The following is a 19,514-nucleotide window of genomic DNA, read 5'->3' on the forward strand; positions in this document are numbered from 1 at the left end:
AACAACTAAAAGTGTTGCTGTTAAGCAGGTGCTAGTTTGCTAAATATTCTACTTTAAGAGTAATAGAAGCCGTTTTCTCTTTTGACGAAGTATTGAAAGACCCCCCATAACTATAGTCTTCATTATCATTTTTGCCGGTAATTTGAAAAACACCCATATTCGCTTTTTTAAGTGTACCAAGTTTAACAGCAGAGCTTTTTGCAATCGTTTCAGCTCTTAACTTAGCGTCTTCAGCGGCTTTAGCTAAAAGATCAATTTTCAACTCATTCAGTCTGCTATAATAATAACTAGGCTTATTAGAACTAAACTCAATTCCTTTTTGCAAAAGCTCTGTTACTTCTCTAGATACTTTTTCAACTAACTGGATTTGCTTTGAATCTACCTTAACTCCCCCAGTTAAAGTGTACCCACTAAATACAGACTTTGAAGTTCCGTTAGGTCCATTTTCGTAATTAAAATTTTTCACCACATCTACAGCTAAAAAAACCATACTAGAGTCTGGAATTCCTTTATCTTTTAGATAAGCTTTTATGACTGCTTCATCAGACTTAATTTGTGTATAAGCTTCTTTTAATTCATAACCAGATCTACTATACTGGCCTTTCCAAACAATCTGATCACTAGTAAAGTCTTTCTCAGCTAACCCTGTTACTACAATTGTTTCCGTACTAATAAATTTGTACTTGTAGGAATTGCCTAAAATAAACGCACTAATTAAAATACTTAAAGCAATTACAATTGTACTGACAGAGGCTTTCATATTGGTTGATTATTTATTCGTTCATCATATCGCGCACTACACTAATAACGTCTTCGGCATTGGGCTTACTAAAATAATCTCCATCACTTCCATAACTAGGCCTATGCGCTTGAGCAGTAAGTGTTCTAGGTCTTACATCCAACCACTGGAAAGCATTTTGGCCTTCAATCACTTGGTTGTACATATAAGCAGCCGCACCCCCAGGTACGTCTTCGTCCACAAATAATATTCGATTGGTTTTCTTTAAAGAATCTAATATCATATGATTGATATCAAATGGCAATAATGTTTGTACATCTATAACTTCGCAAGAGATGCCTTCTTGTGTCAAACGCTCAACTGCGTCTTGTATGATTCTTAATGTTGAACCATAAGAAACAATGGTTACATCTTCCCCAGAAGTAATGACCTCCGGAATACCTAATGGAACTGTGTACTCAAGCAAGTTGGCTGGCATTTTCTCTTTTAATCGATATCCATTTAAACATTCAATGACCAATGCAGGATCATTAGAAGACAACAGCGTATTATACATACCTACTGCTTGAACCATATTTCTTGGCACACAAACATACATTCCTCTTAAAGAATTAATGATCATACCCATTGGAGAACCACTATGCCAAATTCCCTCCAATCTATGCCCCCTAGTTCTAATAATCACTGGACAACATTGTTGGCCCTTTGTTCTAAAATGAGTGGTGGCAACATCATCACTTAAGACTTGTAAACCATATAACAAATAATCTAAGTATTGAATTTCAGCAATTGGCCTTAACCCTCTTAAAGCCATACCCACAGCCTGTCCCATAATAGTGAGCTCACGAATGCCGGTATCAAAAATCCGATCTCTACCATGCTTTTCTTGCAAACCAGCAAAACCCTGATTTACATCACCTATATACCCTACATCTTCTCCAAAAGCATACACTTTATGATTTTGAGTAAAGAGTGCATCAAAATATTTATTGAGCACTTCAAATCCATTTACCAAAGGCGCATCAAAAGAAATCAATGGTTTAATTTCTTGAATATTTAAAGCACTTTTAGTGGTTTGATTGTACAGATGCGAATTATATAATCCTTTATTTAAACTAAGCAACTCTTTGTAATATAATTGCACATCTTGAACGGATGGAGAAGTAGGAGCAAGTTCAATTGCCAATGATAATGTTCGCAAAATATCTCTCCGCAATGGTTCTTTATTCTGTTGTAAGTCATTCGCCATTTGTTGTAAACGATTGTACTTATCCATATCGCTTACAATCATCTCTTTCAACAAAGTAGCCGCATTACCAGCTTGCTCCTTTATTGGGGTAATATATTTCTCCCAAGCATGCAACCTGCTTTCCCTTACATATTCTTTAGCAGCTGCTTCTATATCAGCAATTTCGTCTTCAGTGCTCAGTTGATTATCGAGCATCCACTCTTTCATTTTTTTAATACAATCCCACTCTTTTTCCCAGGCTAAACGTTCGGGCGTTTTGTACCGTTCATGACTTCCGCTAGTAGAATGCCCTTGCGGTTGCGTTACTTCTTCTACATGAAAAAGTACAGGAACATGGGTATCTCGTATTCTTTGAATACCCTCTTCAAAAGCTTGACAAAGACCTGCATAATCCCAAGCTTTTAATTTATAAATTCTTATACCATTGGTATCCTCCATTTTCTCTAATCCTTTCAAAGCATCTGAAATGGACCCTTTGGTGGTTTGAAAATTCTTTGGAACAGATATACCATAGCCGTCATCCCACACAAAAACAGCTAATGGCACTTGTAAAACACCTGCTGCATTCATAGTTTCCCAAAAATGTCCTTCACTAGTGCTTGCGTCTCCTATAGTACAAAAACAAACTTCATTACCATTATGACTTAAATGGTCTAACTCTCTTAAATGAACACTTTGTCTAAAACATTTAGAAGCAAAAGCCAAACCTAAAGCCCTTGGCATTTGTGATGCGGTAGGGGCCATATCGGCAGAAACATTTTTTCGATTAGCTAGATCTAGCCAATTCCCATTATCATCAACCAATTTTGTAGCAAAATGGGCATTCATTTGTCTGCCAGCACTGAAAGGATCATTTTTAAGGTCTGGATCAGCATATAACTGTGCAAAATATTGCTCAACACTTGAAAGACCAGCTGCAAACATGAATGTTTGGTCTCTATAATAACCACTTCTAAAGTCTCCAGGCTGGAAAAACTTTGCCATTGCCAATTGAGCAATTTCTTTTCCATCCCCGAAAATGCCGAATTTGGCTTTCCCAGTGAGTACTTCTCTACGGCCTAATAAACTAACTTCCCTGCTGATTACAGCGGTTTTGTAGTCTTCTAGAATGGTGTTTCTAAAACCTTCAAAAGACAACATATCGTCTTTGTATTGTAATGAAGCTGTTGATTCCATAAAACAAAAATAACATTAGGAACGGAATAGACTAACAATAATTAGTTTAATTAGAAATTAACGGGTAAATAACTGTTAAGTTAAACTTTAAGCGATCAATTTTAGTACTTTTATGCACTAAATTTATTTTAATGAAAGTCTGGAGATTACTGATTGCATTTTTAGGTATTTCATTGGGGACAATGGCACAAGACAACACAGCCAAAGTATCCATCAAAAATGAAACCTATGATATGGGTAAAGTTACTTATGGAAAGCCCGTAGAGTATTGGGTTGAAGTAACCAATACCAGCAAAGAAACCTTAAAATTAGAGGGTGTTAGGGCAGGCTGTGGATGTACCACACCAGATTTTACTCCTAATCAAGAATTTAAACCAGGGGAAACCATCAAAATCAGAATAAATTTTAATAGTTCGGTTTTAGGAAAATTTACCCGATTCACAGATATCTTTATTTCAGGAGGAATTGTAAAGCAAACAAGCTTTACTGGTGAAGGAATAAAATAATATTATTTATCAAAAGAAAACAAACCCAAATGAAATCATTTTTTTTATCTGTTTTTTTATTCGCTGGAATCAGCGTTTTTGCTCAAAAAGACATCAAGTTTAACAAAACAACTCATCAGTTTGGCAAAATCAAAAAAGGGGTACCAGCAACTTATGTATTTACCTACACTAACGAGTCGGCAAAGCCAGTAGTAATTGAGTTTGCTAATGCAGAATGCGGATGTACTAAACCCGTTTACAACCAAGCTCCAACAGTAAAAGGAAAGTCTAGTACTATCAAAGTAACCTATAATGCTGAAGCGGTAGGTGTTTTTAAAAAGCGTGTAGACTTAAAGTTTGCACACTCTAATCAACCTTATATTTTAACCATTGAAGGCGAAGTAGTAGAAACTAAAAAATAAGTTTTTCTAATTTGTCCATTTTTCAAATTCATTTATGTTAAGCATTAGCAGCAGAGGCATTGCCATGCCATCGTCGCCCATCAGAAAGTTAGTCCCATTTGCAGAAGCGGCTAAAAAAAGAGGCACCAAAGTATATCATCTAAATATTGGGCAACCAGATATTGAAACCCCCAAAATGGTATTAGATGCTGTAAGAAATAGTGATTTCAAGGTATTAGAATATAGCCACAGTGCAGGGAATGAGAGCTATAGAAGAAAGTTAGTTGACTATTATGCTTCTGTAGGAATAAATGTAAATCATCAACAAATCATCATAACTACAGGAGGAAGCGAAGCTATTCAATTTGGGTTCATGGCTTGTTTAGATGCAGGTGACGAAGTTATTATTCCAGAACCATTTTATGCAAACTACAATGGCTTTGCTGTTGCAGCTGGTGTAAAAGTAATTCCAGTAACTTCTGCTATAGAAAATGGGTTTGCCTTACCGCCCATTTCAGATTTAGAAGCTAAAATAACTTCTAAAACCAAAGCTATTGTGATTTGTAATCCAAATAATCCAACAGGTTATTTGTATAGCAGAGCAGAAATGGAACAGTTAAAAGAATTGATTTTAAAAAACAATCTTTATTTGTTTTCAGATGAAGCATATCGCGAGTTTTGCTATGAAGGGGAACAAGTAAGTGCTATGCACTTAACTGGAGTAGATGATCATGTAATTATCATGGATACCATCAGCAAAAGATATAGTGCTTGTGGAGGAAGAATTGGTGCACTAGTTACTAAAAATCAGCATGTATTAGATGCCGTGATGAAATTTGCTCAAGCACGTTTAAGCCCTCCAAGCTTTGCTCAAATAGCAGGGGAAGCAGCAATTGATTTACCTGCCAATTATTTTGATACTACGAAAGCCGAGTATAAAAAAAGAAGGGACTTAATTGTCCGCAGGTTAAATGAAATGGAAGGTGTTTTTTGCCCAAACCCAGGCGGAGCATTTTATGCAATGGCTAAATTGCCTATCGATGATGCGGATGTATTTTGTCAGTGGCTATTAGAGCATTTTAGCCATGAAGGACAAACTGTGATGTTGGCTCCCGCAACAGGTTTTTATGGCACTCCGGGACTTGGTAAAAAAGAAGTAAGATTAGCTTATGTATTAAATATCAATGATATTGACAAAGCTATGGATTGTTTAGCAGCTGCATTAAAAGTATATCCAGGTAGGGATTAGTATAAATATAAAATATTGCTAATATTAACAAATTGTAATTTTTTTGTAACTTTTTGATGAAACAAACCGAAAAACTATATATTATTTTTTTATTTATTTTGTTATTTAAGCAGAATCCCATACCTTAGCAACACAAAATAATTACGAACGATCTCTATAATGGCAAGCAATCGAAAAAACCCTTCGTTTCTACGAGGGGTTTTTTTTTGAGGTATCTTGAGCCCCAGAATTACTTTTACCCATGCGCTTAACCCATTTTAATCGACTTATTTCGCTATTACTGATTAACTTTTTGGTTGTTAACCCAATAGTAGCTCAGCAATACCACGCTATACATGGGTCATCGTATGCTGGTGTTAGCGGCGCATTTAATAATCCGGCTTCAATTGGCAATAGTTTACATCGCTGGGATATTCAATTGTTCTCAGGTCAAGGCACAGTATACACAAATACAATATTAGCACAAGCCTTAAAAAATGCAGTAACAAACAGAAAAGGAGCATATTTAACCAATGGATTTCAAGCAAGAGAACTTAATAGTAATTTAGACATGAGTCTATTTTCGGCCATGTACCGAATCAATAAAAAACATGCTATTGCATTTGCATTTAGAGGCAAAATGTACAATCATGTTTATACCAATGAATTAAATTTCCAAGACAGCAGTTCAACCATAAACAGTTTTTTCAAAACAAATAGAACAACTCCTTTTATTGAATCAAAAACAGTAAATGCAGGATGGGGCGAATTTAATTTAACTTATGCAGGAGCAATAGCAGAAACCAATAATAGCCGATTAACAATTGGTGCAACTGTACAAATTTCAAAAAGCTTATTTGGAGGTTACGCCAATATGAGTAAAATAAGATTCAGGGAAGAAATTAATGGAAGGGACACCAATTATATTTCTTATAGTGGACTTGCCGAATATGGTTATTCAAGAAATATAGATGTGATTCAAAATGATGGTGTGAGCTTAAATTCTGTCAAAAGTTTTATTAAACAAGCTAGAACTGCAGTTGGTTTAAGTATTGGCTTAGAATATCTACAATATGATGATGAAAATGATTTAGATAAAAGAAATTATAGTGGGCGACTTTACAATTACAAAATTGGTTTTAGTATAGTAGATATTGGAGCTCAAAAATTTAACAATAGTCAGTATACGGGAAAATTTATAGGAAATAATAGATCTATCTCAGAAGGTTCAATAGCAAGATCATTTAGAGGAGTTGATAATTCGCAAAGTCTCAGAGATTCATTAACAGTGTTGTTAGACTCCATTCAAGTGCTCCCTGCACAATTTAACATAGGGAATCCAACTCGTGCAATTTTCAATTTTGATAAACAAATAAATCCGAATTTTTTTGTAAATACTCAAATGGTAGTGCATTTAACTAGCGCTAAAAATTCAGCCAATAAACAAACAAACGATTATAGTTTTATTACTATAACTCCAAGATGGGAAAATTTAAAATGGGGAATTTACATGCCAATTCAATATACGAGAGATGGCCAAGCATGGATGGGTTTTGCAATAAAAGCAGGTCCATTTATTGCAGGCATACATAGAATAGGGATAATAAAACAGGGCAGTTTATTAAACGGCGGAGGCTATATTCTATTGAACATTCACCCTTTTAGAAAAAAGGAAATGAAAAGTAGAGTGGATTGTTTTGAGTAAACTATTCTGCGCTTTGTATATTGGCAGCTTGTTTCCCTTTTTTACCATCAGTAATTTCAAAACTAACCTTTTGACCTTCTTTCAATGACTTGAAGCCGCCCATATTAATGGCGGAAAAATGTGCAAATAAATCTTCACCACCATCATCTGGTTTTATAAATCCAAAACCTTTTGCATCATTGAACCATTTAACTGTACCGGTAGGCATATAATTGTATTTAGACTTAAATATACTAATTATTATTTAAGCGTGAATAATACAATATAAACAACTAATAGTGTAATGATATAAACCAGGATAAGCTTGTCCTTTGCATAAATAACATTATGAAACAAGTTGTAATCGTATTCCTATTAAGTCTTACATGGCCATCTGAGAATAATGCACAAATAAAAGTAAATATCAATATAGGGAATCAGCCAGTTTGGGGGCCAACAGGCTATGATTATGCTAGATATTACTATCTACCCGATTTAGATATGTATTATGACATTAATCGTCGTGAATATGTATACAATGAAAACAACCAGTGGCTATATATTAATCATTTACCCGATCGCTATAGAAACTATGATTTATTCAAAGGCTATAAAGTAGTTTTTAAAGAGGATAAACCTTTCGAAAACCATGCAGTTCACTTTGTCAAATACAAAAAATACAAAAAAAATCACCAACAACAAGCAATCATTTATAGCAAGGATAAGAAGTACTACCAAATAAAAGGCCATCCAGGAAACAAGGGAAATAACGGAAACAAAAAAAATAAAAAGAATTAAAATAATGAAAACACAATTTTTGAAATGCCTACCAATTGCAGCAATGATTCTTGGCGGCACACAAACTAGTCAAGCACAAGAAAAACAACAGACAATTAGCAAAGAAATAAACCCGCCTTTATTTTCAGGGACTCCGGGTTTTAGAAAATGGTCATTTGGTTTAAATGTAGGAGCACTTGCCCCATTTGCCGCCATTGGGGGAAAGAATGACTTTTCTAAGTGGGTTCCTAAATTAGGATATGGAGCTTCTATAAAATACCAAGCCTCTCATGGTTTTGGTATACAATTAGATGGTGTAGTTGGAGAATTAGCCGCTAATAATGATAAATTGGTAAACGGATCTGCACCAGTCAGTCCATACCGTTCATTTTTAACTAAAATGAACTGGTCCGCTAGTTTAAGTGGCGTGATTACATTAGCCAATATCAATTGGTCTCAAATGAATACAACAGTTCAACCTTACTTAACGCTTGGCGCAGGTGCAGTGAGTTATACGCCAAGAACAATTAATAATGCTGGAACTTCAGAAGGCTTGTCGCCAAAAGCAACAGCCGTATCATTTTTTGTACCTGTAGGTTTGGGAGTTAAATTAAATCTAACTAAATCGGTTAATCTAGATTTTGGATATACCATGGCATATGTAGATAACGACAATATAGATGGCTATTTTAAAGCACCTTATATTGGAGATAAATATTCATATGGACATATTGGATTAGAATTTTCATTAGGAAAAAAAACAAAGCCGCAGATGGCAACTCACAATCCGCCTGCACAATTGCATCATGAATTAACTGCAGCAGATGCTAACTTAAAAGCATTATTTGAAACTAGTGAAGAGAACATGAGAAAGAAAATGGCAGAGATGAAAGGAATGCATGAAGAAATAGCGAAAATGAAAATGGATATTGATGGAGATGGTGTTTCAGATTATTTTGATAAATGTCCTAGCACCAATCGTTCAATTAAAGTAGATGGTGCAGGCTGCCCATTGCCTGTAGTTGAACCTAGTAAAGACACTATTATTCGAATCACAAACACATATGTGATCACAGAGGAAGACAAGCAAATTGTAAATGAAGCAATCAGAAACCTTGAGTTTGAATTTTCAAAAGCATCAATTAGAGACCGTTCATTCCCGTACTTAAATAGGGTTGCAGAAATGCTGGTTCTAAAAGGATTTAGCTTAAAGTTAGGTGGACATACAGATGCAGTTGGTTCAAATGCAGCTAATATGATTTTATCTAAAAACAGAGCTGAATCAGTTAAGAATTATCTGGTTTCTAAAGGAGTAAATTTCGGAAGGATTGAAGCTGTTGGATATGGAGAATCACAACCTGTATCGAGCAATAAAACTGCTGCTGGCAGACAGAAAAATAGAAGAGTAGAATTTACATTGTATTAAACGGGCTGTAATTAGAAGAGTGCATAATCAAAATCCCGGCTATCTTAATTGATAGTCGGGATTCTTATTGCGTTAATTATTGTGGTAAAGTAATTTTAAATTGAGCACCGTTCCCTTTTTCAGAAAAAATAGACATATTACCTTTCAATTCGTCTACTAGTCTCTTAACCAATGACAAGCCGAATCCATATCCTTGCTCTCCAGTTGTTCCATTTGAAGAGGCTTTAGTCCCTTTTAAAATTTCATCAATCTCTTGAGTAGTTAAACCAACTCCACTATCCGATACGATAATTTCTAGAAAATGCTTGGCATTTGAGTCTGTACGTATACTTAAATCCACTTTGATAGTACCATTTTGAGGAGTGAATTTAATAGCATTTGTGATCAAATTTCCCGCAATCTGAAGTAGTTTATTTTTTGGAATAGGCTTTAACTCTTGTCCCACTTTAATGTCAAGTAAAAAATTAATATGCTTGCTTGCAGCTTGTGGCGTATAAAGTTTTTCCAGTTTATCTTTAAAATTAATTAGCGTAAAATCACTTGTTTGAATAACACCTCTTGCATGCTGGTCTTCTGCATTTAAAATTTCGGTTGCTAGATCTAATAAAGATTTACCTGCCCGATGAATGAGTTTCATAATTTCCAAAATATCATCTAGCTTTTGAGATTGCCCTTGATCAGTTACCATTTGGGCCAACCCTATAATTCCAGAAAGAGGACCACGGATATCATGGGCCATTTTTTTATTATTCTCGTGTACTTGATTTACCTTAGACTTTAGCCCTTGGATATACTTGATAGTTGCCAATCGATTAACTACCTCCTTTGCAACAATTTTCAAGAGCTCTACTTTTTCAGGAGAAATTTCTTTTGCTGTAGTGTCTAAAACACAAAGTGCACCTAAATTAAATCCATCATTTGTTGTTAAAGGAATTCCAAAATAATATTCCAAATTAGGATTATCCACTACATAGAATTTGTCTTTAAAGCGTTCATCGGATGATAGGCTTTTCACTTCGAAGCCCTCATTATTTAAAATGGTGTATTGACAAACTGATTCTTCTCTACCCATTTGTTCAATTGGTAATCCAAAATCGGCAACAGTCCACTGAGTATAAGTATCAATTAAATTGATTAAAGAGATTTTAGTCCCAGCAATTTTAGCAGCCAATTCTACCAAATCTTTCAGCAAAACAGCACTATCTGAATAATCGATATCAAATTCGGTTAAAGCCCAGACTCTTTCATCTTCATTCTTTGGGATAGGTTGCTTCATGGATCATATTAATTTATGCAAAAATAACACAAGAATTCAACGAATTTGTAGTTATTGTTCTGTTTTAAGGAACTTGTAATATTCATGATCTTTTTAATGGAAATTAGTAAATTCAAAGTCGAAATTTAAATCATGCAAAATTTCCTTTTCCTAAGCATTTTATGGGCATGGCTGTTTGAATCGGCCCCTACCCCCAGGTTTAAACTTTTACCTGCTTCTAAAATAAAATTCAACTCATTTGTAGATTGTAATATGGCTGAAGTTTGGGTAGGAGATACTTTCAGAATTTTTCCTGGAAAATATGGGGAAGATCCACTCTGGGGCAATGCAAAAGATTTGAAATACTCAGATGGACCAAATGCACCAAGTGTATTTCAAAACGGATCAGAACAATTTTTCAATCCTGTTATGCCACCCAATGTACCAATTGGCAAAAAAGGATTACATGGCGCAGTATGGTTTGAAACTGTATATCAAGACAAGAAAGATACTAGTGGTAAAACACTATATGCATTATATCACAACGAAAACTATCCCATCACCCTTCCTTACGATCCAAAATCAAAAGAAGGTTATACGAATAGCAAATTATGGCCACAAGGTTTAACTGGTCCTGAAAGTCCTGCAGCTGTATGCAGAATAGGTATTATGAAATCTACGGATGGTGGAAAATCTTGGAATAATCGTGGAATCATTTTAGAAGACTTAGACCCAAGAATGATTTTAAAGCCTCATAATACTTCTAATACTTTTGCAGGGGGTGTTGGAGACCCTTCAGCTGTTGCAAGTGGAGAATACCTCTACATATTTTACGGAGAGTACGGATATCCAGGTGTGTATAATCCCACCACCTATAACCCAATTACTGAAGCAAGCGGACAATGTATTAGTATCGCAAGAATTGCATTAAAAGATTTAGACAATCCTATTGGGAAAGCTAAAAGATGGGATGGTCAACATTTTAATATTGCGCATAATAGCTTTGGTAAGCCAATTCCGTCTTTACAAATTCCTTTGGCTGAAAATGGAGGACCAGCTTCCTCTCCTACTGGTGGATTTCATTGGGGACCCTCTGTAAGTTGGAATACCTATTTAAAGTGTTGGGTAATGTTGATGGGTAAGGTGGAAGGAAAGTCTTGGATTGGTGATAAGATATACATATCGTTTAATCATCATGAAAACTTAGGCGAAGGAAAGAATAGTCAAGATTGGTCTAAACCTCAACTTTTGTTTCAAAAGCCAGGCTATATACTTTGGTATCCCTCTTTACAACCTTTAGATTCAGAAGAAGATATAAGGGAAAAATATACTTCCACTCGTTTGGGTAAGCGGGTACGATTTTTTGTAAAAAGAATCAAACCAGAAGACGACAGTTACGCTTCAGAACATATTATTGAATTTGAAAAATAAATGATTAATTTAAGAGAACATTATTGCTTAATAAAATATTATTTGGATCAATCACAATTTTCTCAGGCGCAGCTGCCAATGGAAAAGTAAATACTTGCTCCTTCTTATTAAATTGTACTTTCTTTATTTGTGGTTCTTTATTTCCTTTTATGTAACAAGCAATTTCAATAGGTAGCTCAAAAACAATATCTCCTGCTTGCGTTTGATTCAATTGTAAGACAAGCTTTTTTTGCTTGGGATCAAAACGCGAATTTGCATTGATACTGGGATTGATAGGTTGATACAACCATTGTTTAAAAAATTGTTTTAAGTTTTTTCCAGAAGCATTTTCCATTTCTTCTCTAAATTGATCAGTAGTTGCATTGGCGTTAAAATATTTTGTGTAATAAGATTGTATCCCTTTTTGAAAATTGGCATCCCCAATTAAGTTGCGCAACATATGCAATACCCAAGCTCCTTTTTGGTAAGTAAGTCCGGTCGTTACAACTTCTTTTTCAGCAGTTCGATCACTGATAATACTAAAATCAGGCATTTTAATTGCCATATCAAATACCGCTTTTTTGGCCTTCGCAATCCCCTTATCAAACTCCGCCTTACCGTATTCATTTTCGATAAACAGTAATGTAAAGTAAGTGGCAAAACCTTCACTTAACCAAGCATCATTCCAAGTCGATTCTGTTACCGCATTACCAAACCATTGGTGTGCAATTTCGTGAATAACAATATTTCTGATTCGTTCATCTCTTTTTCCATTGACTAAATCTTCTCCATAAAAAATGGCCGAAGAAGTTTCCATACCGCCATTTACACTTGGTGTTTGGATATTAGCCAATTTTTCATAAGCAAATGGCCCCACATACTTAGTATAAAACTCCAATACTTTTTTAGTAGGCTCTTTAAAATCATAAAAACCAGCTTCTCTATTTTTAGAATATACCCAAGTTTCAATTGACTTACCATTAAATTGGTCTACATATTGAACAGCAAATTCAGCTACTCCTAAAACAAATAACCACGAAGAAACAGGTACCGATTGTTTCCAATGAGTCAGCTTTACATTATTTCCTAAATAGGATTCCTCTAATAGCAAACCATTCGAAACCACTTTATATTTTGCAGGCGCTTTCACGATAAATTCAGAAGTGGCTTTATCATAGGGATGATCAATAGTAGGTAACCAATGCCTTGTTCTATTGGGCCAGTTCTCATTAAAAAAACTACGATCACCAAATTTTGTAGCACCAATTCTAAGTCCATCAAAGGGAACACCATGGTATTGGATAGTGATTTTAAATTCCTCATTTATGTTAGCGGACTTAGGTAAATCTATGAGGAGTTCATCATTTAGATGGGTAAAAACCAATTTTTGACTACCAATCCTGATTGCGTCTACCATCATTCCCTTACCCGCTCTATTTCCCGTCTGATTCGCTAAGTCTAATCTGAACTGGTTTATCCCAGCTTGTTTGAATTGGACATAAATATTCGTAGTTCCAACAATGACATCGCTGCTATCAGATAAACTAAGTTCAAATGAATAATGTTTTACATCAATATTTTTATTGATAGGGTACGAATCTGCCCATGAGTATAGCGGAGCTAACAAAAGTATAACAGCATAAAAGTATTTATTCATGATGGGTTGTTTGATTCGTATAAATTATTATTAATTAGTGGGCATTTCCATCTGTCCAATCAAAAATTTCTTTATCAATATTATGGTCAATATGACATCCATTACATTTTTTTGTAAGTGTCTGATAAGCAACAATTGCATTAGGGAAATCATTTTTGCCCAATGCTACTCGAATCTTATCAATCGAAGGAACTAGCAATTTATTATATGATTGTTCAAAAGGGACTTCTAATTTACGATGTTCGTCAAATTTGGAGGCGACCACTTTAAGTGTGCTATCCATCCCCTCCAATAACCAACTAGCATAATCTGCATCTTTATAGCGTAAATGTGTTCCTAAATTATCATGGTACATTACAATATCAAGCATATTGTCGTCAAGGTCTTTATTATTAATAGCAGATTCATTCATACATCGATTAAAAAAAATCACAAAAACTATTAAACTACTGATTGTAATAATACGTTTCATCAAGCGATATTTTGTATCTAATTTAAGCTAAAACAAACAATAACCTACTGGTATTACTTTATCTAAAATATCGGATAACAATTCTGCAAATGTGGAAGCTCAGATAATATTAAAAGGCATCCCAACCAAGTAAATTAATTTCAAGCACTACTCCCATATCTTTAGGGGTAGATGGATTGGGAATTTGCCATCCTGCACAAAGTTGAATTCGTTTTGTCAAATTATACATTCCTCCAATGACTGCAACGGAAGCATCATTATTTCCACTAACCCAATCTCCCATTAAATACCATCTTTTTGACAATTTCAATTCATAACCTAACATCGCACCAAAAGTATTACCTTGTCCAACAAACATTTGATTAGTTTGATAAAGACCCGCGACTATTCTGCTTTTATGATTCATAAAATGAAATACACTTAATCCATAGGTAAAGTAGTTCAATTCTTTATTCTGTATTTTACCACTTACATTATATCCAACTTGCGTACCAATATTAAAGTCAATATTTTTAGTAATTGCAAATTGTTTTTGAAGCGTTCCCATTATGATGGGATAAACAGCTCCAATTGCTGGGTTATCATTATGTAATACACGCCAATTAGGAGAAAAATAAAGCCCTTTACCCACCACATTTACACCTGCATCCCAGCCTTTACCTAATCCATAAACAAAATGCGCTTTTGATTCAAACTTGTTATTATATACATTCAATTGGTGTTGATAAAAACCTTTCTTTGCATTGGTAATATCTCCAGATGGTATATTAAAAAGATTTTGCTGAGACAAACCTGCTGAAGATATCAAGAGAGAAATAACAAATTGTATAAAACGTTTCATAATCAAAAGCCGCTTAAATTGGCGCAAAAGTATCGGATTATATATAAAACAATTGTTAATTACACCCCAGCATATGAAATACCTTTTCTCAACCTTATTGATTCTTAGCACCCTTGGTGTGGCTGCACAACAGGAAATCCCACTTTATATTGGAAAAATCCCCAATGCTAAAAACTGTGGAACAGAAAACAAAACACAAATTAATCCATCGGGGCGTGAAGTCTATTATCAAGTAAACACGCCTACCCTTACCATTTATCAACCTAGCTCCAATCAATCCAATAAAACAGCTGTACTTATTTTACCAGGTGGCGGATATGCCTTTTTAGCTGCCAACCATGAAGGGCATGATATTGCGAAAGCATTCGTTGATATGGGTGTTTCTGCCTTTGTTTTAAAATATAGACTGCCTAATGACTCATGCATGTACAATAAAGAATGGGTGCCTTTATTAGATGCGCAGGCTGCTATGAAATACATTAGAGGCAATGCCCGGGAGTTCGGCATTAATCCTGATAAAATTGGCGTAATAGGATTTTCAGCAGGCGGGCACTTAGCTAGTACTTTAGCAACAAAATATCAACTAAACATAAATGATCTGGGATCACGAACAAGTGCAAGACCTGATTTTGCCATATTAGGCTATCCAGTCATTAGTATGGATAGTACAATTACGCATGCTGGATCAAGGAATAAATTATTAGGCTTTCTTTCTTCAGCATCCAATGTGGAACAATTCTCTTCAGAATTACAAGTAAATAAGCAAACGCCCCCCTGTTTTATCTTTCATGCGAAAGACGACAAAACAGTACCTGTAGAAAACAGTCTGAAAATGAAAGCTGCATTAGATGCGGAAAAAGTTTCTAATGAATTATTATTAATGGAAAATGGAGGTCATGGATTTGGACTTCACAATAAACAATCAAATATTCAGTGGTTTGACGAAATGAAGAAATGGTTAAAATCACTTAAAATCATTTAAGCATTATATTTGAAATCAATTTTTGTGGTCTATGAGAAAATGCTGGGGTATAACAATACTATTTTGCTTTTTACAATTACCGTTTTATTCATGGGGGGCATCTGACAGTCTTTTAATTCGTCATTTATTAGAAAGTATTGCTAATGATCAGGTAAAAGAAAATGATAAAGATTTTTTTGAAGGAATGTTCCCAACATTCAGGGAATGGGGCGCCTCGCCCGTAAATAGGCAGCCAGACAACAATGTATACTTTACAGCCATCACCAATTTCACGCTGAAGAATTTAATCCCAAAGATGGGCACAGACCAACAATCGCTGATTCAGTTGATGATTAAGAAGGGCACAGCATGTTATCCGAATTTTTTGAATAAAAAACCTGGCGGTTTGTATGAGTTTTTTCCCGCAGACAATACTTTTATGCCCAATAGCCTTTTTCTTAAATACTTTAAAAAACAATTGAGTTCAGGGGAAGATGCAGATGATTGTGTAATGGTTTTCATGACCAAAGATCATCCAGACAGCATATTAAATCGTTTTCATCAGAAACTAATTAACGCAGCAAATTTATCTAGGAAAAGAGTCGTTAATACCTTTAAAAAATATAGAGATATTCCTGCTTATTCAACATTCTTAGGCCCTAAAATGAAAATTGATTTTGATTTTTGTGTCCAAACCAATGTGATGTATTATTTACTTGGGCAGAAACAAAAATTTGAAAAACAGGATGAAGCTACACTTACCCTATTGCTAGAGAATGTTCGTAATAGAGACTATATTTTTCATCCAGCTTATATTTCTCCCTGGTATGCCAATTCATCATTATTGATTTATCATATTGCTCGATTATTAGATGCATATGAAATTCCTGCATTTAATCCTTACAAAGCTCAACTAATTGATGATGCTAAATATTTATTAAAACAACCTTCTAATATTATGGAGAAAGTCATACTCTCTACTTCTATTTTAAGGCTTGGAGGAGAATTAGATCAACCACTTGTTGTAAAAGACTTGGAAACCTTTGAAAAAAGCAATCATCAATCATTCCCATTTTTTCAGGCAAGAGGATCAGGACTGATGTCTAACACTTTGAAGCGATTGTACTCTGTTCAAGGACCTGCCTTTTACTTTAATTTTTCTTGCCCTAGTTATAACAAAACATTGTTATTGGAATATCTGGTTGAGAAGCAAATGACAGATTAATATTAGAAAATTTATTGGCTTAATTTAGGTAGGTTCTCAATGTCATTTAAATCTTTACTTCTTCCCGAGGCTTTTTTTGCTTCAATTAAATTTTGTAAATGAATAATCCGAATTGGTATCTCATTAATATTTTCAATACTTGCATTTTTAAACGCAACGCCAAAATCAATACCTTTTACTTCAGTCATAATTTCAATAGCGTAAGGGGGTCTTCCAAAACTGAAAACGTCAAAATCTGTTGAGAAAAACTCCGACTCTTTAACAGCTTCAGCTGGTAAACCAAAAGATTGAATTGCTTTTTGCAATTTTAGATAGTTTTCTGGCGTTTTATTAACCCAGATATCAAGATCCCCAGTGGATCGACTATAGCCTCTGATAATAACAGCGTATCCACCAACTAGAATATATTCTACTGCATGTTTATTCAATAAAATAAAAAAGTCCTTAAAATCATCATTCAGAATATTCATCATGAACCTCTTTTTCTAGTGAAAAAAATTTTCTTATCAATTTTCTGATGAATGAAATTAGTAGTAGTATAAGCAGCCTCAATCATTGCAATCGAAGCAATCAATTTTTCTTCAATTGTTTTATTAAACCAATATTGATTATCAATATTGCCATCTCTTTGCATATTTCGAGAAGAAAATACATTTGTATCCACAAAAGCTCTACGCATAAAAGCAAATTTAAATAAAATACAGAAAAGACTTATAACTATAAAAGCTTGGCCCCACTATTGATTTTTAACCCAATAATCAACTACCGTCACTTTATCTAAAATATTAGGTAGCAATTTGGTGAAAGCTACATGAATAGGATGAACTAAATAATCGTCACGATCTTTCTCGTTAGAAAAGGTTAAAACAAAACAATGAGTTAACCCTTGATTTAATTTTTCTGGACTATTATTTACGCCCCATTCATAATCTTTGATGGTCTTGATTTGCTTAGGTAACTCCCCAAAAGCTTTTATAGCCATTTCAATGGAGTCTTTATTGGCATTTGCTTTCCAACCGAATAAAACGACGTGACGGAGTTCTTGTTCAGCTGTTAATTGCTTTGCCATTTTTATAGAATTCTTTAATGAATTAATATCTCTCCAATCGCTATGCGTTGTAATGATATATTTTGGGCTAGGGTATTTGTTTTGAACTTTTAGTAAAGTACTAGCATACGTTTTTGTATTACCATCACCCAAATAACCTAGGTTCTCATCTTTAGCTCCCTTTATTAAACAGCCACCCAGCAATATCTCCTCTTTAGGGAACCAAATGACGATATTGTCCTTTGTATGCCCTTCTCCAGGATAGTATGTTTCAAACTGATATTGATCAAAAGTAAAACTGGTGTCTTTGGTCATTAAAAACGCTGCACGCTTTGTATTGTTGACTTTACTTAAACTATCCGTAAGTGAAGTGGTATAGGTTTTAATTCCTTTCTTTCGATAATACTCCAACCCAGCTGTTTTATCGCTATGCCAATGGGTAGCAAATGCCATTACCACTTTTTGCTGATGTCTTTTATAAATAGTATCCAATAAGGGTTGAAACTGAGTAGTATCCCAAGGTGTATCAAATAGTACAACTCCCTTTTTAGTAACTAAGTAAACGCCATTAGCACGAACTTTACTGTCTTGATAAGTATTATAGGTAGTGTACACATAAAAGTTCCCGGTAAGTGGCTCAATCAATAATTTCTTATCTGCTTGTGCGGAAGCATTCCCTAAAAGTAAGCTTGTTATATAAATTAGTATTAGTTTGTATTTCATCAGAATAGAATTAAGATTTATTTTGATTTCACCGCCTTAATTAATTTTTCATTCCGCTTATCAGCTCTTGCATTTTGAAGTGAAATCACCGCCCATATAGCAGCTGGAATCCATCCAATTAAAGTAATCTGTAAAATGAAACAGATAAATGCTGTAAAAATTCTTCCTCGAAGAAAAAAAGAGAGCGCTGGAAAGAATATAGCGATGAGGGTCATAAAGGTTTTTATTATATTAAATATAAGAAATTAATAAAAGCCATCTATGAAAGCATTCACTGTTGCTTCTTTCAAAACCGCATAAGCTTTCTGATTCTGCCTTGCTTTTTCAGCTAGCGCGTATTTCATCTGTTGATATTCAGCTTTAGCCCATTCATTTTTCCGCAAATAATCTCTGGTAATCAAATGTCGTTTTAGTGCTGGGCTATCAGCTGAGCAAACATAAAGATGGTGTTTGATGGTATCAAGTACATCATCTTGCGAAGTACCTTCACGCTTAAAAACCTCCCTATCTTCAATTCCTTGATTGCCATTGTGGAAATATCCTATCAATTCCAACGCTTGTTTAATCAAAGGAAATGCAGAAGGGTCATCGAATACAATATCGATATCTATGATAGGTTTGGCTGCAAGACCTGGTACAGCAGTACTACCAATATGTTCTATAGTATAATATAGCCCTTGCAAACACTCATCCAATGCATTCTTGATTAATTCAAAATGAGTATTCCAATCTGCAGAATAGGGATGAAGGAGCATGG

General features: G+C 34.6%; 21 protein-coding genes. 9 read left to right on the top strand and 12 right to left on the bottom strand.

All coding sequences use genetic code 11. The features are described from left to right. Positions 1-31: 31 nt before the first annotated feature. A complete protein-coding gene (locus tag ACTIEI_RS10050; RefSeq protein WP_439506161.1) occupies positions 32-760 on the bottom strand; it encodes an SIMPL domain-containing protein in 729 nt (242 codons plus the stop codon). 13 nt (positions 761-773) lie between these two features. Next, positions 774-3,164 (bottom strand): alpha-ketoacid dehydrogenase subunit alpha/beta, encoded by a 2,391-nt coding sequence (locus tag ACTIEI_RS10055; protein WP_439506162.1) that lies wholly within the window; start codon positions 3,162-3,164, stop codon positions 774-776. Between the two features lie 131 nt (positions 3,165-3,295). Here ACTIEI_RS10055 and ACTIEI_RS10060 point away from each other — a divergent pair, with 131 nt between their 5' ends. The 4 genes from ACTIEI_RS10060 (at position 3,296) to ACTIEI_RS10075 (ending at position 6,983) form a co-directional block, all read left to right on the top strand. Further along, a complete protein-coding gene (locus tag ACTIEI_RS10060; RefSeq protein ID WP_439506163.1) occupies positions 3,296-3,670 on the top strand; it encodes a DUF1573 domain-containing protein in 375 nt (124 codons plus the stop codon). A 29-nt stretch (positions 3,671-3,699) separates the two neighbouring features. After that, the gene (locus tag ACTIEI_RS10065; protein WP_439506164.1) at positions 3,700-4,071 is read left to right on the top strand and encodes a DUF1573 domain-containing protein; all 372 of its coding nucleotides are present in this window, start codon (positions 3,700-3,702) and stop codon (positions 4,069-4,071) included. A 34-nt stretch (positions 4,072-4,105) separates the two neighbouring features. Then, a complete protein-coding gene (locus ACTIEI_RS10070; RefSeq protein ID WP_439506165.1) occupies positions 4,106-5,299 on the top strand; it encodes a pyridoxal phosphate-dependent aminotransferase in 1,194 nt (397 codons plus the stop codon). Positions 5,300-5,540: 241 nt separating this feature from the next. Next, positions 5,541-6,983, top strand: a complete 1,443-nt coding sequence (locus ACTIEI_RS10075; protein ID WP_439506166.1) for a hypothetical protein — start codon at positions 5,541-5,543, stop codon at positions 6,981-6,983. A gap of 1 nt (position 6,984) precedes the next feature. Here ACTIEI_RS10075 and ACTIEI_RS10080 read toward each other — a convergent pair whose 3' ends face one another. Next, on the bottom strand, positions 6,985-7,191 hold the full coding sequence (locus ACTIEI_RS10080) for a cold-shock protein (protein ID WP_439506167.1): 207 nt from the start codon (positions 7,189-7,191) through the stop codon (positions 6,985-6,987). Between the two features lie 119 nt (positions 7,192-7,310). On the opposite strand from ACTIEI_RS10080, the gene ACTIEI_RS10085 reads away from it, so the two are divergent. Together ACTIEI_RS10085 and ACTIEI_RS10090 are read left to right on the top strand one after the other, a co-directional pair. Further along, positions 7,311-7,760, top strand: a complete 450-nt coding sequence (locus ACTIEI_RS10085) for a hypothetical protein (protein WP_439506168.1) — start codon at positions 7,311-7,313, stop codon at positions 7,758-7,760. A gap of 4 nt (positions 7,761-7,764) precedes the next feature. Further along, positions 7,765-9,165, top strand: coding sequence for an OmpA family protein (locus ACTIEI_RS10090; RefSeq protein ID WP_439506169.1), 1,401 nt, complete (start codon positions 7,765-7,767; stop codon positions 9,163-9,165). 76 nt (positions 9,166-9,241) lie between these two features. On the opposite strand, the gene ACTIEI_RS10095 is transcribed toward ACTIEI_RS10090, so the two are convergent. Beyond that, positions 9,242-10,441: a GAF domain-containing sensor histidine kinase gene (locus ACTIEI_RS10095; protein ID WP_439506170.1), complete on the bottom strand. Its 1,200-nt coding sequence runs from the start codon at positions 10,439-10,441 to the stop codon at positions 9,242-9,244. Between the two features lie 132 nt (positions 10,442-10,573). On the opposite strand from ACTIEI_RS10095, the gene ACTIEI_RS10100 reads away from it, so the two are divergent. After that, positions 10,574-11,851 (top strand): hypothetical protein, encoded by a 1,278-nt coding sequence (locus ACTIEI_RS10100; RefSeq protein WP_439506171.1) that lies wholly within the window; start codon positions 10,574-10,576, stop codon positions 11,849-11,851. Positions 11,852-11,855: 4 nt separating this feature from the next. Here the strand turns inward: ACTIEI_RS10100 and ACTIEI_RS10105 are convergent, their stop codons facing one another. The 3 genes from ACTIEI_RS10105 to ACTIEI_RS10115 form a co-directional block, all read right to left on the bottom strand. Further along, positions 11,856-13,487, bottom strand: a complete 1,632-nt coding sequence (locus tag ACTIEI_RS10105; RefSeq protein ID WP_439506172.1) for a M1 family aminopeptidase — start codon at positions 13,485-13,487, stop codon at positions 11,856-11,858. A 34-nt stretch (positions 13,488-13,521) separates the two neighbouring features. Then, complete coding sequence (locus tag ACTIEI_RS10110) at positions 13,522-13,959, bottom strand: hypothetical protein (RefSeq protein ID WP_439506173.1); 438 nt, start codon at positions 13,957-13,959, stop codon at positions 13,522-13,524. A 109-nt stretch (positions 13,960-14,068) separates the two neighbouring features. After that, a complete protein-coding gene (locus tag ACTIEI_RS10115) occupies positions 14,069-14,800 on the bottom strand; it encodes a hypothetical protein (protein ID WP_439506174.1) in 732 nt (243 codons plus the stop codon). 73 nt (positions 14,801-14,873) lie between these two features. Here ACTIEI_RS10115 and ACTIEI_RS10120 point away from each other — a divergent pair, with 73 nt between their 5' ends. Together ACTIEI_RS10120 and ACTIEI_RS10125 are read left to right on the top strand one after the other, a co-directional pair. Continuing rightward, positions 14,874-15,782: an alpha/beta hydrolase gene (locus ACTIEI_RS10120; RefSeq protein ID WP_439506175.1), complete on the top strand. Its 909-nt coding sequence runs from the start codon at positions 14,874-14,876 to the stop codon at positions 15,780-15,782. A 31-nt stretch (positions 15,783-15,813) separates the two neighbouring features. Then, positions 15,814-16,986, top strand: coding sequence for a hypothetical protein (locus tag ACTIEI_RS10125; protein WP_439506176.1), 1,173 nt, complete (start codon positions 15,814-15,816; stop codon positions 16,984-16,986). Positions 16,987-16,997: 11 nt separating this feature from the next. Here ACTIEI_RS10125 and ACTIEI_RS10130 read toward each other — a convergent pair whose 3' ends face one another. Genes ACTIEI_RS10130 through ACTIEI_RS10150 form a run of 5 tightly spaced genes read right to left on the bottom strand, consistent with a single transcriptional unit; the run spans position 16,998 to position 19,512 of the window. Beyond that, a complete protein-coding gene (locus ACTIEI_RS10130) occupies positions 16,998-17,459 on the bottom strand; it encodes a hypothetical protein (RefSeq protein ID WP_439506177.1) in 462 nt (153 codons plus the stop codon). After that, positions 17,456-17,665 carry a hypothetical protein gene (locus ACTIEI_RS10135; protein ID WP_439506178.1) on the bottom strand — a complete coding sequence of 70 codons (210 nt, stop codon included), beginning with the start codon at positions 17,663-17,665 and terminating at the stop codon, positions 17,456-17,458. The genes ACTIEI_RS10130 and ACTIEI_RS10135 overlap by 4 nt, the downstream gene beginning before the upstream one ends. A gap of 57 nt (positions 17,666-17,722) precedes the next feature. Then, positions 17,723-18,757, bottom strand: a complete 1,035-nt coding sequence (gene bla, locus ACTIEI_RS10140; protein WP_439506179.1) for a BlaB/IND/MUS family subclass B1 metallo-beta-lactamase — start codon at positions 18,755-18,757, stop codon at positions 17,723-17,725. A gap of 17 nt (positions 18,758-18,774) precedes the next feature. Next, the gene (locus ACTIEI_RS10145) at positions 18,775-18,972 is read right to left on the bottom strand and encodes a YqaE/Pmp3 family membrane protein (protein ID WP_324485199.1); all 198 of its coding nucleotides are present in this window, start codon (positions 18,970-18,972) and stop codon (positions 18,775-18,777) included. Positions 18,973-19,002: 30 nt separating this feature from the next. Beyond that, positions 19,003-19,512, bottom strand: a complete 510-nt coding sequence (locus ACTIEI_RS10150) for a GrpB family protein (protein ID WP_439506180.1) — start codon at positions 19,510-19,512, stop codon at positions 19,003-19,005. Positions 19,513-19,514: the final 2 nt, after the last annotated feature.

Source organism: Sediminibacterium sp. (assembly GCF_051860225.1).
GTDB lineage: Bacteria > Bacteroidota > Bacteroidia > Chitinophagales > Chitinophagaceae > Sediminibacterium.

Coding starts and splice junctions, on each gene's coding strand:
- ACTIEI_RS10095 (WP_439506170.1), bottom strand. CDS start 10,441: ATGAAGCAACCTATCCCAAAGAATGAAGATGAAAGAGTCTGGGCTTTA.
- ACTIEI_RS10050 (WP_439506161.1), bottom strand. CDS start 760: ATGAAAGCCTCTGTCAGTACAATTGTAATTGCTTTAAGTATTTTAATT.
- ACTIEI_RS10105 (WP_439506172.1), bottom strand. CDS start 13,487: ATGAATAAATACTTTTATGCTGTTATACTTTTGTTAGCTCCGCTATAC.
- ACTIEI_RS10080 (WP_439506167.1), bottom strand. CDS start 7,191: ATGCCTACCGGTACAGTTAAATGGTTCAATGATGCAAAAGGTTTTGGA.
- ACTIEI_RS10150 (WP_439506180.1), bottom strand. CDS start 19,512: ATGCTCCTTCATCCCTATTCTGCAGATTGGAATACTCATTTTGAATTA.
- ACTIEI_RS10130 (WP_439506177.1), bottom strand. CDS start 17,459: ATGATGAATATTCTGAATGATGATTTTAAGGACTTTTTTATTTTATTG.
- ACTIEI_RS10065 (WP_439506164.1), top strand. CDS start 3,700: ATGAAATCATTTTTTTTATCTGTTTTTTTATTCGCTGGAATCAGCGTT.
- ACTIEI_RS10145 (WP_324485199.1), bottom strand. CDS start 18,972: ATGACCCTCATCGCTATATTCTTTCCAGCGCTCTCTTTTTTTCTTCGA.
- ACTIEI_RS10135 (WP_439506178.1), bottom strand. CDS start 17,665: ATGCGTAGAGCTTTTGTGGATACAAATGTATTTTCTTCTCGAAATATG.
- ACTIEI_RS10075 (WP_439506166.1), top strand. CDS start 5,541: ATGCGCTTAACCCATTTTAATCGACTTATTTCGCTATTACTGATTAAC.
- ACTIEI_RS10115 (WP_439506174.1), bottom strand. CDS start 14,800: ATGAAACGTTTTATACAATTTGTTATTTCTCTCTTGATATCTTCAGCA.
- ACTIEI_RS10055 (WP_439506162.1), bottom strand. CDS start 3,164: ATGGAATCAACAGCTTCATTACAATACAAAGACGATATGTTGTCTTTT.
- bla (WP_439506179.1), bottom strand. CDS start 18,757: ATGAAATACAAACTAATACTAATTTATATAACAAGCTTACTTTTAGGG.
- ACTIEI_RS10070 (WP_439506165.1), top strand. CDS start 4,106: ATGTTAAGCATTAGCAGCAGAGGCATTGCCATGCCATCGTCGCCCATC.
- ACTIEI_RS10090 (WP_439506169.1), top strand. CDS start 7,765: ATGAAAACACAATTTTTGAAATGCCTACCAATTGCAGCAATGATTCTT.
- ACTIEI_RS10085 (WP_439506168.1), top strand. CDS start 7,311: ATGAAACAAGTTGTAATCGTATTCCTATTAAGTCTTACATGGCCATCT.
- ACTIEI_RS10060 (WP_439506163.1), top strand. CDS start 3,296: ATGAAAGTCTGGAGATTACTGATTGCATTTTTAGGTATTTCATTGGGG.
- ACTIEI_RS10125 (WP_439506176.1), top strand. CDS start 15,814: ATGAGAAAATGCTGGGGTATAACAATACTATTTTGCTTTTTACAATTA.
- ACTIEI_RS10110 (WP_439506173.1), bottom strand. CDS start 13,959: ATGAAACGTATTATTACAATCAGTAGTTTAATAGTTTTTGTGATTTTT.
- ACTIEI_RS10120 (WP_439506175.1), top strand. CDS start 14,874: ATGAAATACCTTTTCTCAACCTTATTGATTCTTAGCACCCTTGGTGTG.
- ACTIEI_RS10100 (WP_439506171.1), top strand. CDS start 10,574: ATGCAAAATTTCCTTTTCCTAAGCATTTTATGGGCATGGCTGTTTGAA.